This window comes from Marinobacter sp. L-13, assembly GCF_056857715.1.
Genome location: NZ_JBSXNQ010000064.1, coordinates 119,693 through 133,866 on the forward strand (window position 1 = coordinate 119,693; position 14,174 = coordinate 133,866).

Here is a 14,174-nt window from a genome sequence, read left to right on the forward strand (position 1 = left end):
GGATGCGTCGTACATCTATACTCTCGGAAACGGAGGTTCATTACTTCGAACAGGTTCGACCCGGAGGCAACGGATGCCAGGTTTTCTCTCCTGGATTTCAGGATTATTCGCAACAAAGCAGCCTGCACCGCCGGCTCCGGAAGCGCGGCTGTTCAATCCGGCTCCGGAGAACCCGGCCAACGACACTCCGGACACAGGCCCGGAACTCGCCCAGCATCTGGAAGACCACTTGTTCTCCTGGCTGCTGGACGCAGAACCCGCAACGTTGCGGGCCGATCTTTCAGTATGGGATGAGGTGCTGGAAGAGCTACACAAGCGCCTTACCAACAACCGGATGGAAGAGCTTCCCCGCCAACCCATGAGCCTGCCGATGCTCATGCGGGCCCTGTCCGATGAATCAACCGACCGCCATCGGCTCACAGAAATCATTCTTGGTGATCCGTCGCTGACCGATCAGCTACTCCAGATTGCCAACAGCCCCTACTTCCGAACCAGTGACCATGCCATTGAATCGGTAGACCAGGCGGTGTTTGTGCTGGGGGTGGATGGCATCCGGAACGTCATTTCCGCAGCCGTCATGCGCCCCATGATGGCGGCAAGGAACAGCCGTGAAGCATTATTTGGCCAGCGCGCCTGGCGCTGGGGTCTGACCTGTGCCCGGGCAGCAGAACTGATTGCCAGAACACAGGGCGAAGACACCAGTGCGCACTTCATGGTGGGTTTGCTGCCCTCATTGGCTTACATCACTATCCGTCGGGAATTGCAGCGCATCTGCCGGTCACGCACAGCAACTGGTGAACCGGAGCCAGCGCTTATTCGCCATGCCCTGGCGAGGTACCAGTGGGCCACCTGCCAGCTACTTGCGAATGAATGGAACCTTCCTCCCAAGTACCACGCCTATCTCCTGGCGGCAGAACGACCAGCCCCCAGGCAGAAGCATACGCCTCTGACCGATGGCATGGTCATTGGTACCCGGGAAGTACTCAGGCACGCCCACCAGCGGAATCTTGCGGAAGAGGATCTGCCCAAAGTGGTGCGCCTGACCCCGGAGCAAATCAGCAGCGTGCGACAGGCGCTGCAGAAGATGCTCCGGGAGGGCGGCCGCTCAACTGTCAGAAGCTGACACAGGTTCCGCCTGAGCGCGACGCCTGGGCTTCTCCAGGTCATCACCGGCCCGCAACAACTCAGCGAAGGTTCGCGTTTCCTCCACCTTGCGCGGGCCTATCAATTCGGCAGGGATGACCTTTGGTAACCGGTCAACGATCCGGTCCTCATCGTTGCGCACCACTTTCAAAACCTCGCCCACGGTGATCAGATCCAGCGCACGCCCCGGCACAAGTCGATCGCCCTGGCTGCCGGCCAGGCTAAGCAGCCCCGCCCGGATCAACTTGTCACTGAGCGCGCGGGTTACTTCGCCTGGCACCCTCAACTGGTGTTCCAACACCTCCTGCTGAGGTGCCGGCTTACCCTCGCTGAAGGGTTTGGCCACCAGCCACATGGTCGCTAACGCTACATTCTCCTGCAGTTCCGGCGCCAATTGCACTTGCCGGCGCTTGGCCACTGATCCCGGATTCTGCAGATAGAACGCCAGGCTGGCACCCAGAAGCAGGATCATCCAGTTCAGATAGATCCAGATCAGCAGGATGATGCCGATGGCGAAACTGGAATAGATTGCTGCGTACTTGGCAGAGCCCGCCACAAAGGAGGCAAACAGCATTCCGCCTGCCTGCCAGGAAACACCAGCCACCAGACCGCCGATGGCCGCATAACGCAACTTGACCCGGGTATTGGGCATGAACACGTAAACGAACGTGAATGCGCCAACCACCAGGAAAAATGGGGTGAAACGGCTGGCAACAAGAATTACCGAACCAAACGGCTCAATTTCTATGAGCTTCTGGACAATGGTTGAGGAAAAAATGGTGGCGCTGACGCCAATGGCCGAAACCATCAGCAGTGGTCCCACCATGATCACGCTCAGGTAGTTACTGAAGCGCTGCGCCATGGAGCGCATATCCGGGACGCGCCAGATCATGTTGAAGGAGCGTTCTATTTTCTGCAGCAGGGAAACCACCGTGTAGACCAACAACGCCAGCCCCACAGAACCGAGCACTCCGACTTTCATGTTATCGACGAATCCGAGAATCTGCTCGGCGAGCTCTATCCCCTGGGGTCCCAGCGGTTCAAAGAACTGGAACAGGAACGGCTCCATTCGCTGATGCACTCCCAGCGCCTTCAACACCGAGAAGCTAAGGGCAAGCAGAGGCACGATACTCAGCAGGGTTGTGTACACAAGACTCATGGCATGGAGAGTCAATTGTCCACTGAGAACATCCCGGGCCATCGCATAGGCAGTGCGGCCGACCTTGTACAACCAGGTCCAGGGCCAACTCTGGGGCGGATTGGGATTCGCCAGAATCCAGCGCTCAGCTGCCTGAAGCCGGTCTTTTAATTGGAATGAAGCCACTTTAGGTCCTGTCGTTCCATGTTTTGTTCAGATTATCAGTCAGATATCCGGTGTAACCAGAGTATGGCCGATTAACGGCAGTTTGCGAGGGACACACATCCAATATAACCATATCATCATTTATTACCTCCTCTTATAACAGATCTTCTGTAAAAAGGCCGCTATTCAAGAAATGGTATTTTCTGACCAGGTATTTTCTTATGCGAATCAAACTTGCTCTGGGCGTTGCTGCACTTACCGCCTTCTCACCGATGACTGCCCTGGCCACCAACGGCTATTTCAGTCACGGCTACGGCACCATCAGCAAAGGCATGGCCGGCGCAGGCACTGCGCTGTCCCAGGACAGCATTGCAGCGCCAACCAACCCGGCCGGTATGGCTTTTGTCGGGAACCGGATTGACGGTGGGTTCGAAGTTTTTTCGCCCCGGCGGGAATACACCGTAGAGGGTCCAGTCTCTCCTCCCCCTGCGTTCTCATTGCAGCCGGGCACATACAAAAGCAGCCGCAACGGTTTCGTTATCCCCCACCTGGGCTTTAATCGGGAACTTTCCGACACCACACGTTTCGGGGTTTCAGTGTATGCCAATCGTGGCATGAACACCGACTACTCTGGTGAAAGTGGCGGGCCTTTCTATGCAGGCCGTACCGGCGTAAACCTCGAACAGCTTTTTATTGCCCCGACCTGGTCCTGGGAGTTCTCCGACAACCAGGCCTTCGGCATTTCACCAGTCATTGCCTACCAGCGCTTCGAAGCTGAAGGCCTGCAGAGCTTCGCGCCATTCTCATCAGACCCGGGCGCGCTTTCCAACAACGGCACCGACGATGCCTGGGGCTACGGTTACCAGATCGGCTGGCAAGGTGAAATCACCGACACCCTCCGCGGCGGCCTGAGCTGGCGCAACATTCTGAAGATGAACGAATTCGACAAATACCGCGGCCTTTTTGCGGAACAGGGCGACTTCGACATTCGCCAGATGTTCAACGCGGGCATCGCCTGGTCCGGACTTGAAAACCACTGGTTCCTGCTGGATATCCAACACATCCGTTACAGCGAGATCAACAGCGTGGGCAACCCGCTGCTGCCCAATCTGCAGACCGCACAGCTTGGCGATGATAACGGCGCAGGCTTTGGCTGGGACGACATGACCATCGTCAAGCTGGGTTGGCAGTGGCAGCAAACACCGGCGCATGCCTGGCGGGCCGGCGTCAGCTATGGAGAGAATCCTATCTCCGACGAAGATGTGCTGTTCAACATCCTGGCGCCGGGCGTTCAGGAGTGGCACTTGACTGGCGGATTCACCCACAGCTTCACCGAAAACCTCGATGTCTCTGGCATGGCCTTTTACTCCCCGGCCAAGACAGTGACCGGACCCAACCCACTGGCACCGAACCAGACCATTGATCTGGAAATGTACCAGCTGGGTGCCTCGGTGAGCGTGGGCTGGAAATACTGATCTCCCAAGGCCAGTCTGCAAAGCCCCGGATCTTCCGGGGCTTTCCTGTTACAGCACAGATTTCAGATTGACAGCGGTGATGCCGACGATCCTCTGCCGCGCTTCCCGACTGGCCCAGGCCGAGTGCGGGGTCATAATCAGATTGGGAATATCGTCCGCCAGCAAAGGGTTGCCGTTGCGGGGCGGTTCCTCGGTCAACACATCGAAACCGGCACCGCCGATCTCACCGGCGCGCAGCGCGTCCGCAAGCGCCTGTTCGTTTACCAGGCCTCCGCGGCTGGTGTTGATGAGCAACGAGTCGGGCTTCATCATTTTCAGTTCGCGGGCACCGATCAGATCCCGGGTCTCGTCGGTCAGCAGGCAGTGCAGCGAGAGCACGTCTGCCTGGGGTAGCAATTCGTCCAGTGGAATTCGCGAATAGCCATCGACCACACCCGGTTCCTGCCCGGGCCGAGCTCCAAGAAGAACCTTCATACCAAAGGCCGCAGCCCGCTCCGCCACGCCCTGCCCCAGATCACCGTAACCGACAATACCAAGAGTGCGCCCCTCCAGTTCCATGATCGGATGATCCATCAGGCAGAACATGTCACTTTTGCCCCATCGCCCTGCCTGGACATCGCGGGTGTAATCCAGAAGCCGAGTGGCCAGTGCCAGCATCAACGCCATGGTGTGCTGCGCCACCGTTGAGCGGCCGTAGTTGGTCACGTTCATGACCTTGATGCCGTGATCCTTCGCCGCCGCCTGATCGATGTTATTCAATCCGGTCGCCACCACGGCGATGGTCTTGAGTTCGGGGCAGGCCTCGAAATGCTCACGGGTGAGCACTACTTTATTGACCAGCACGGTATCGAACCCCCGGATGCGTTCCAGGATCTGATCCGGCGTGGTCCGATCATACTTTTCCAACCCGCCGGTCACCGACTCGATGGGCGAGAGATCCACATCGTCGCCAAGAGTTTTGGCATCAAGAAACACAGCTTTCATACTTTTCTCCTGAATCCAGATGGCCACAGATTAGGGTAGACTTGGTTAAACGTCCAAAACTCAACATGTCCAAGCACGAACAGGGTATGAACCATGGAACATGAATTCTGGCACGAACGCTGGGCCAAAAAAGAAATCGGTTTCCACGAGGGCACGGTTAACCAGTATCTCCACGACCATTGGCCGGAACTGGCTGGCAAAGGCACCGACGCCGTTTTCGTGCCCCTCTGCGGCAAAGCCCACGACATGTGGTGGCTCCACGACCGCGGCCATCCGATCATCGGTGTAGAGCTGAGCGAACTGGCCTGCAAGGACTTCTTCGAAGAAGCCGGCGAGAAAGCCAAAGTTCACCCCGGCGAACCCTTCATAACCTTCAAACACGACAACCTGCAGCTCTGGTGCGGCGACTTCTTCCAACTGGTTCCGGAAGACCTCAAACACGTTCGACTGGTCTACGACCGGGCCGCCCTGATCGCCCTGCCGCCCCACATGCGCAGAGACTACGTAAACCACCTTACCGCCATAATCCCCGACGGCACCAGAATCCTGCTCATCACCCTGGACTACGACACCGAAATCAAGGGCCCGCCGTTCAACGTCAGTGACGAGGAAGTGCGGGAACTTTACCAGGACGACTATAAAATCGAGCACATCCTGACCAATACCCTGGCCAAGGATCATCCGTTTACAAAGAGAAAAGGCCTGGAAAACGCATCTGAAAGCGTCTTCCGTTTAACCAAACTCTAGCTTCCCGGGGCATCCCCCCGGAGGCCTGATCGGAGTGTATCGGGTGGCTTTCTGACAACGAATTTGATGTCTGAGCGAAGCGAGTTGCCAATTCGTTGTCAGAAAGCCACCCGGTGCACTCCAGCCCCCTCACACGGTCCCCCCACAAACCCGGCAAGCTACAAAACCAACACACCCGCCTAACATAATTTAATGAACCTTAACCACTCACCCACTGTCCAACTCCCGAACCGTGAACTAAGCTCACAGTAAGCAAGCCGACCTCGACAAGATCGTGCACAGGCTTGTAAGTATCCATTCCTTCCACCCATAACTAAATAAACCGCCCGGACGGGCGGAACTGACTGCAACGGGGAAATTGCGTGAACTGAAAGCTGAAGATACAGCGAGCGAGGGCGATCTATGAGCATACTGCAGCACTTCAAAGACCGGTATGAGAGTACTCAGGAAGAAGAATACAGTCTTGAGGAATACCTGGAGATCTGCAAAAAGGACCCAACGGCCTACGCCACGGCCGCTGAGAGAATGTTAATTGCCATCGGCGAGCCAGAGTTCGTCGACACCTCGAAAGATCCGAGGCTTTCAAGGATATTTTCCAACAAGGTCATCAAGCGGTACCCCGAGTTTTCCGAGTTCTATGGCATGGAAGACGCCGTAGAAAACATCGTCTCCTTCTTCCGCCATGCTGCCCAGGGCCTGGAAGAAAAGAAACAGATTCTTTACCTGCTTGGTCCCGTGGGCGGTGGTAAATCCTCCCTCGCGGAAAAGCTCAAGTCACTGATGCAAAAAGTGCCCTTCTACGCCATCAAGGGCTCGCCAGTGAACGAATCTCCACTTGGCCTGTTCGATCCGGCCGAAGACGCCCAGATTCTGGAAGAAGAATACGGCATCCCCGCTCGCTACCTGAAAAACATCATGTCGCCCTGGGCCGTTAAACGGCTGCACGAATTCGGCGGCGACATCAGCCACTTCCGCGTTGTGAAAATGTATCCGTCGGTACTCGACCAGGTCGCTGTCTCCAAGACCGAACCCGGGGACGACAACAACCAGGACATTTCCGCCCTCGTGGGCAAGGTCAACATCCGCATGCTGGAGGATTTCTCCCAGGATGATCCGGATGCGTACAGCTTCAGCGGTGGCCTGTGTAAGGCCAACCAGGGCCTGATGGAGTTCGTGGAGATGTTCAAGGCTCCCATCAAGGTCCTGCATCCGTTGCTGACCGCGACCCAGGAAGGCAACTACAACACCACCGAAGGCATGGGCTCGGTGCCCTTTGATGGCGTGATCCTGGCCCACTCCAACGAATCAGAGTGGCAGACCTTCCGCAACAACAAACACAACGAGGCGTTCCTTGACCGGGTCTATATCGTCAAGGTGCCCTACTGTGTTCGGGTTACGGAAGAAATCGAGATCTACAAGAAACTGCTGAGCAACAGCTCCCTGGAAGGTGCTCCCTGCGCGCCCGACACTTTGGATATGCTGGCCCAGTTCTCGGTATTGTCGCGCATCAAGGAGCCGGAAAACTCCAGCATCTTCTCCAAGATGCGGGTTTATGACGGCCAGAACATCAAGGACACGGACCCGAAAGCCAAATCGATCCAGGAGTACCGTGACGCCGCCGGCGTGATGGAAGGTATGGATGGGCTCTCCACACGTTTCGCCTTCAAGATCCTGTCCAAGGTGTTCAATTTCGACACCACTGAAGTGGCCGCCAACCCGGTGCATCTGCTCTACGTTCTTGAAAAACAGATCGAACAGGAGCAGTTCCCTGCTGAAACTCATGAGAAGTATCTCCGGTTCATCAAGGAATTCCTGGCACCGCACTATGTGCAGTTTATCGGCAAGGAAATCCAGACCGCATACCTCGAGAGCTACAGCGAATACGGCCAGAACCTGTTCGACCGTTATGTCACCTATGCCGATTTCTGGATTCAGGATCAGGAATACCGGGATCCGGATACCGGCGAGATCCTCGACCGCTCCTCAATCAACGAAGAGCTGGAAAAAATCGAGAAACCGGCGGGCATTTCCAACCCGAAGGATTTCCGCAACGAAGTGGTCAACTTCGTCCTGCGGGCCCGGGCGAACAACGGTGGCAAGAATCCGTCCTGGCTCAGCTACGAGAAACTGCGCGCCGTGATCGAGAAGAAAATGTTCTCGAACACCGAGGATCTGTTGCCTGTGATTTCTTTCAACCCGAAAGCGAGTCAGGAAGATCAGAACAAGCACAAGCAGTTCGTCGAGCGTATGGTCGACCGAGGCTACACGGAGAAGCAGGTGCGGCTGTTGGCTGAATGGTACCTGCGGGTTCGCAAGTCTCACTAAGTCAGTGACCATTCACTGAGCTGGAGTAACGCCATGGGAATGACCCACATAGTCGACCGGCGACTGAACGGTAAGAACAAGAGCGCAGTGAACCGTGAACGGTTCCTGCGCCGTTACCGACACCACATCAAACGTGCGGTGTCGGATGCTGTTCAGAAACGCTCGATCACCGATATAGAGCGGGGCGAGAAAGTCAGTATTCCGTCTCGCGACATTGAAGAACCCATCTTTCACCATGGCCAGGGCGGCAAGCGGGAGATGGTGCATCCGGGCAACCAGGAGTTTGTGGCCGGTGACACCATTCCCAAGCCCGATGGTGGTGGGGGCCAGGGCTCCGGGCAGGGGCAGGCCAGCCCGGACGGCGAAGGCATGGATGAGTTCGCTTTCCAGATTACCCAGGAAGAATTCCTGGATTTTCTGTTCGACGATCTCGAACTGCCGAACCTGGCCCGCAAGAAACTCAAGGATACCGAAGCCTTCAAATATGTCCGCTCTGGCTTCAGCACCGATGGGGTGCCGGCCAAGCTTGATGTAGTGCGCTCATTGCGCGGGGCCCACGCGCGCAGGCTGGGCCTGGGAGGGGCGCGCAAGAAGAAGATCCGGGATCTGGAAAAGCAGCTTGAAGCGCTGAAATCGGCGCCAGAAGATCTGGACCCGGCGTTCAGCCATGAGGATCAGATCCAGGTACTCGAGGAGGAAATCGCGCGACTGAAAGCAAACGTTCGCCGCATTCCCTTCATTGATGAAATCGACCTGCGCTATCGCCAGCACCTGAAAAAACCGCAGCCGGCCACCAGCGCCGTGATGTTTTGCCTGATGGATGTATCCGGATCCATGACCCAGATGCACAAGGACATCGCCAAGCGGTTTTTCATCCTGCTGTACCTGTTCCTCAAGAAAAACTACAAGAAGATCGAAGTGGTCTTCATCCGACATCACACCAGCGCCAAGGAAGTGGACGAGGAAGAGTTCTTCTATTCGCGGGAAACCGGGGGCACGATCGTCTCCAGCGCCCTCAAGCTGATGCACAAGATTATTGAGTCCCGTTATTCCCCGGCAGAATGGAACATCTACGCAGCGCAGGCGTCAGACGGGGATAACTGGAACGACGATTCCCCGGTATGCGGCAAGATCCTGGCCGACAATATCCTGCCGCTGGTTCAGTACTTTGCCTATGTGGAAATCACGCCGCAGGACCACCAGATGCTCTGGTATGAATACGAGAAGATTCAGGAGCAATTCCCCCAGAGCTTTGCCCTGCAGCAGATCGCCGACCCCGGTGAAATCTACCCGGTATTCCGCCAGCTGTTCGAGAGGAAAGCCGCATGACCAACCTCATGGACCGCCCCAATATGCCGGGAAGTGATCAGCCCAGGGCCCGGGAGCCAATCTCCACAGGCTCTGAGTGGACCTTCGAGCTGATCCAGGAATACGATGACGAGATTGCCAAGTGCGCCGCTGAGTTCGGTCTGGACACCTACCCGAACCAGATCGAGGTGATCAGCGCCGAGCAGATGATGGACGCCTACAGCTCCGTGGGCATGCCCGTTGGCTACCATCACTGGTCCTTCGGCAAGCAGTTTCTCAGCACATCCAAGGGCTATCAGCGCGGGCAGATGGGCCTGGCCTACGAAATCGTGATCAACTCCAATCCCTGCATCGCCTATCTGATGGAGGAGAACACCCTGCCGATGCAGGCGCTGGTCATTGCCCACGCGTCCTACGGCCACAACTCATTCTTCAAGGGCAACTACCTGTTCCGCACCTGGACCGACGCCAGTGCGATCATTGATTACCTGGTGTTTGCCCGCCATTACGTGGCGGAGTGTGAGGAGCGCTACGGCGTCGATGCGGTGGAGGAAATCCTGGATTCCTGCCATGCCCTGATGAACTATGGGGTGGACCGGTACAAGCGGCCGGCTCCGATATCGGCGTCGGAAGAAATGCGTCGCCAGAAAGAGCGTGAAGATTACCAGCAACGGCGCATCAACGATCTCTGGCGCACCATTCCGAAACCGGACGACGACGATGACCCGGTAAGACGCGGCAAACGCTATCCGGAAGAGCCCCAGGAGAACATTCTCTATTTCATTGAGAAGAACGCCCCCTTGCTGGAAACCTGGCAGCGGGAAATCATCCGCATCGTTCGGAAGCTCGGCCAGTACTTCTATCCTCAGCGCCAGACCCAGGTGATGAACGAGGGCTGGGCCAGCTTCTGGCACTACACCCTGCTGCACCGCTTGTACGACAAGGGTCTGGTGACCGACGGTTTCATGCTGGAGTTTCTTCAGAGTCACTCAGCCGTGGTGTATCAGCCGCCGTTCAACAGCCCCTGGTATTCGGGCCTCAACCCCTACACCCTCGGATTCTCGATCTTCACGGACCTGCGCAGGATCTGCGAGAACCCTACTGACGAGGACCGCGAATGGTTCCCCGACATCGCCGGCAGCGACTGGCTGGAAACCCTGCATTTCGCGATGAAGAACTTCAAGGACGAGAGCTTTATCCAGCAGTTTCTCTCTCCCAAGGTAATGCGGGATCTGAAACTCTTCGCGATCCAGAACGACGATCAGGAAGACGTCTACCGGGTGACCGCCATCCACGACGAGCCGGGCTACCGGGATCTGCGCGAGAAACTGGCGCGGCAGTACAATCTCAGTTATCGGGAACCCAACATCCAGGTGTGGAATGTGGATGTGCGGGGCGACCGCTCCCTGACCCTTCGACACATTCCCGTGGACCGCGTGCCCCTGGGCAAGGAAACCGACGAAGTCCTGCGTCACGTACACCGGCTGTGGGGCTTTGATGTGCACCTGGAAAGCGTAGAGGATGGCACGGTTGTGGAAGACCACCACTGCCCGCCCCGGGAATTTGAGGAGGACTGAATCTGGAGCCTGGTGACAAATTCGGGCCGGTACTGGCCGGCCCGGTTCTACGTCATGCCGCGCCGGACTCTATTGTTCTGTGGCTGGTAACCAGCGAACAGTCAGAGTTCGCAATTCAGGTATTCAAAGGCACAGAGCTCCTGCTGGATCGTCCGTTAGCCGATTCAGAGTTTTCACGACTCAGAATTGGTACCCGAGCCTGGCTGAACCTGCTGACCATTACGCCTGAGGCTACTCTCCCAAAGGACACCCGGCTGGAATACGACCTGGGGCTCACCGCCGAAGGCTCAGAGGCTTGCCAGTGGATCCGGACGTGGGCTCCACATCTCTGCCCCGAGGGCCGGGAGAGGCCGGGCTTTACCCTGAAATCCAGGCTGGACCGAATACTCCACGGCTCCTGCCGAAGACCCCACCACCCCTCTCCTGACGGGCTGGTTCGAGTGGATGAAGAGCTGCAGAAGGCAAAGAAGCTTGAGGACGTTCCGTCTCTGCTCCTGATGACCGGCGACCAGGTTTACGCCGATGATGTGGCCGGCCCGATGTTACATGCCATCCAGTGTGTCATTCACCAACTGGGCCTTTACCAGGAGGTACTGGAAGGCGCCTCGCTGTCGCACAGCAAGGAACTGACTTCGGTGGCGAATGCCTATTACCACCGGGATGAACTGCTGCCGGAATCCGAATTCAATGAAGACCTGACCGAGCGCTTCTTCGGTGGCGTCCGCAAACCAGTGTTCACCACCGCCAATGCCGGCAATCACCTGATTTCCTTTGCCGAGGTTATGGCCATGTATCTGCTGGTCTGGTCGCCGGAACCCTGGGCTTTTGTGACCAGTGCTGAGCCGGTCGATGACCCGGACGAGCTGGCACGCTATCGGAAAGAACAGGCCGCCATCGACGAGTTCCGCAAGAGCCTTCCGCAGGCAGCGCGGGCCATGGCCAACGTGTCCGTCTATATGATCTTTGACGATCATGACGTGACGGACGACTGGAATCTCTCCGCGCTCTGGGAAACCACCGCTTACGAACACCCCTTTTCCCGGCGCATTATTGGCAATGCCCTGCTGGGCTATCTTTTGTGCCAGGGCTGGGGCAACCAGCCTGGCAATTTCGGCCAACTGATCGAACAGTGTCAGAGGCTGTTCGAGTCCAGCAACGGGCAACACGAGCTGGATACGGCCATTCAGGATGATCTGATCGACCAGCTGTTCCACTTTCAACACTGGCACTTCAGCCTGCCAACATCACCCAGACTGGTGGTGCTGGACACCCGCACCCATCGCTGGCGGAGCGAAATCCGGCGCAGTCACCCCTCCGGACTGATGGACTGGGAATCACTGACCGATTTTCAACACGAAATCATGGGCGAGGATGCCGTCGTGGTGGTTTCGCCGGCGCCAATGTTCGGGGTAAAGCTCATCGAGATGATCCAGCGGGTGTTTACCTTCTTTGGCAAGCCGCTGTTGGTGGATGCTGAAAACTGGATGGCGCATCGGGGCGCGGCCAGTGTGCTACTGAATATCTTCGGCCACCCCCGAACGCCCAGACACTTCGTGATTCTCTCAGGCGATGTTCACTATTCGTTTGCCTACGATGTGAGGGTGCGCCACAAACAGAACGGTCCCCGCGTCTGGCAGATCACCAGTAGCGGCATCAAGAACGAATTCCCCAACGCCCTGCTGGAATGGCTGGACCGGCTCAATCGCTGGCTGTTCGCACCCTGGTCGCCCCTTAACTGGTTCACCAAGAGACGGCGCATGTGGATTTCCCCCAGGCTACCCGAGGGCCGCGAGGCCGGCGAGCGGCTGTGGAACGGCGCGGGCATCGGAGACGTGCGACTGGATGACGAGGGCGCACCCACCGCCATCCGACAACTGGATGCCGGCGGCGGGGGTACGATTTTCAAACAGCGGGCGAAAGACGACTGATCAGGCGTTGACCGAGGGCAGCCCGGACAGGGCCATGGCCAGTTCCTGTTCGTCGTACTCGTGGTCGCTCAGTTCACCGGCGAAGTAGGAGGTGTAGGCTGCCATATCAAAATGGCCATGACCGCAGAGGTTGAACAGGATCACCTCATCCTTGCCTTCCCGCTTGCAGCGCAGGGCTTCGTCAATGGCACCCTTGACCGCATGGTTGGCCTCCGGAGCCGGCACGATACCTTCGTTCCTCGCAAACAGAACGCCGGCCTCGAAGCACTCCCGCTGAGTGTAGGACACCGCATCAAACAGCCCCAGCTCCTTGGCATGTGAAACCAGGGGTGCCATACCGTGGTACCGCAGACCGCCGGCGTGGAAGCCCGGCGGTGTAAAGCCGGAGCCCAGGGTATGCATCTTGGTCAGCGGGGTCATGTGGGCAGTATCACCGTAATCGTAGGCGTACTTGCCCCGGGTCAGCGTGGGACAGGCCGAGGGCTCTACCGCCACAATCCGGGATTTCTCGCCGCCTCTCAGGGCGTGCCCCATAAACGGGAAAGCAATTCCGGCAAAGTTGGAACCACCGCCAGTACAACCCACAATCACATCGGGCCAGCAGTTCGCCATTTCCATCTGCTGCATGGCTTCCAGGCCGATGATGCTCTGGTGCAGCAATACGTGGTTGAGAACCGAGCCCAGGGCATACTTGGTGTTCGGGTCCTTGACCGCCAGTTCCACCGCTTCGGAGATGGCGATGCCCAGACTACCATTGTGGTCCGGAGTCTCTGCCAGCACCTTGCGGCCAAACTCGGTCAGCTCCGAGGGCGAAGCCACACATTTGGCGCCGTAGGTTTCCATGACCGCTCGGCGATAGGGCTTCTGGTTGTAGGAAACCCTAACCTGGAACACCGTAACGTCGATATCGAACAGAGAGCCGGCAAAGGACAGCGATGTGCCCCACTGCCCTGCACCGGTTTCGGTAGTGAGGGTGCGAATGCCCGCTTCACGATTGTAGAAAGCCTGGGGAATTGCAGTATTCGGTTTGTGACTGCCCGCCGGGCTGACGCCTTCGTATTTGTAGAAGATCTTTGCCGGTGTGCCGAGGGCCTTCTCGAGACGATGGGCCCGGTACAGAGGCGCCGGCCGCCAGAGGTTGTAAACGTCACGTACCGGCTCAGGGATCTCGATTTCCCGCTCAGTGGTCACTTCCTGTTCAATCAAGGCCATCGGAAATAACGGCTCAAGATCGGACGGGCCCACTGGTTGCTGGGTGCCCGGGTGCAGCACGGCGGGCAACGGCTCAGGCAGATCCGCCTGCAGGTTGTACCAGTATTTCGGCATCTGGCTTTCTTCGAGAAGGAACTTGGTTTGCATGAATTAAAAATCCCTACTGTTTGTG

The 14,174-nt window shown here is 57.5% G+C and carries 10 protein-coding genes; 7 read left to right on the plus strand and 3 right to left on the minus strand.

The window, feature by feature from the left end; genetic code table 11:
- Positions 1-73 precede the first annotated feature (73 nt).
- A complete protein-coding gene (locus AC13DD_RS17080) occupies positions 74-1,123 on the plus strand; it encodes an HDOD domain-containing protein (RefSeq protein WP_273156947.1) in 1,050 nt (349 codons plus the stop codon).
- Here AC13DD_RS17080 and AC13DD_RS17085 read toward each other — a convergent pair.
- Complete coding sequence (locus AC13DD_RS17085; protein WP_008175341.1) at positions 1,106-2,467, minus strand: YihY/virulence factor BrkB family protein; 1,362 nt, start codon at positions 2,465-2,467, stop codon at positions 1,106-1,108. The genes AC13DD_RS17080 and AC13DD_RS17085 overlap by 18 nt on opposite strands.
- Positions 2,468-2,667: 200 nt before the next feature.
- Between AC13DD_RS17085 and AC13DD_RS17090 the strand changes: the two genes are divergently transcribed.
- Complete coding sequence (locus AC13DD_RS17090) at positions 2,668-3,921, plus strand: OmpP1/FadL family transporter (protein WP_288366568.1); 1,254 nt, start codon at positions 2,668-2,670, stop codon at positions 3,919-3,921.
- A 48-nt stretch (positions 3,922-3,969) separates the two neighbouring features.
- On the opposite strand, the gene AC13DD_RS17095 is transcribed toward AC13DD_RS17090, so the two are convergent.
- A complete protein-coding gene (locus tag AC13DD_RS17095) occupies positions 3,970-4,905 on the minus strand; it encodes a D-2-hydroxyacid dehydrogenase (RefSeq protein ID WP_008175345.1) in 936 nt (311 codons plus the stop codon).
- A gap of 93 nt (positions 4,906-4,998) precedes the next feature.
- Here AC13DD_RS17095 and tmpT point away from each other — a divergent pair, with 93 nt between their 5' ends.
- From tmpT to AC13DD_RS17120, 5 genes are all read left to right on the plus strand, one after another.
- Positions 4,999-5,652: a thiopurine S-methyltransferase gene (gene tmpT, locus AC13DD_RS17100; RefSeq protein ID WP_008175346.1), complete on the plus strand. Its 654-nt coding sequence runs from the start codon at positions 4,999-5,001 to the stop codon at positions 5,650-5,652.
- 402 nt (positions 5,653-6,054) lie between these two features.
- On the plus strand, positions 6,055-7,977 hold the full coding sequence (locus AC13DD_RS17105; protein ID WP_482931515.1) for a PrkA family serine protein kinase: 1,923 nt from the start codon (positions 6,055-6,057) through the stop codon (positions 7,975-7,977).
- Between the two features lie 39 nt (positions 7,978-8,016).
- The gene (locus AC13DD_RS17110; RefSeq protein ID WP_206748289.1) at positions 8,017-9,306 is read left to right on the plus strand and encodes a YeaH/YhbH family protein; all 1,290 of its coding nucleotides are present in this window, start codon (positions 8,017-8,019) and stop codon (positions 9,304-9,306) included.
- Complete coding sequence (locus tag AC13DD_RS17115; protein ID WP_008175351.1) at positions 9,303-10,862, plus strand: SpoVR family protein; 1,560 nt, start codon at positions 9,303-9,305, stop codon at positions 10,860-10,862. The genes AC13DD_RS17110 and AC13DD_RS17115 overlap by 4 nt, the downstream gene beginning before the upstream one ends.
- Positions 10,859-12,790 carry an alkaline phosphatase D family protein gene (locus tag AC13DD_RS17120; protein ID WP_039882089.1) on the plus strand — a complete coding sequence of 644 codons (1,932 nt, stop codon included), beginning with the start codon at positions 10,859-10,861 and terminating at the stop codon, positions 12,788-12,790. The genes AC13DD_RS17115 and AC13DD_RS17120 overlap by 4 nt, the downstream gene beginning before the upstream one ends.
- On the opposite strand, the gene AC13DD_RS17125 is transcribed toward AC13DD_RS17120, so the two are convergent.
- Positions 12,791-14,149 carry a TrpB-like pyridoxal phosphate-dependent enzyme gene (locus AC13DD_RS17125; RefSeq protein WP_008175355.1) on the minus strand — a complete coding sequence of 453 codons (1,359 nt, stop codon included), beginning with the start codon at positions 14,147-14,149 and terminating at the stop codon, positions 12,791-12,793. It lies immediately after the preceding gene.
- Positions 14,150-14,174 lie beyond the last annotated feature (25 nt).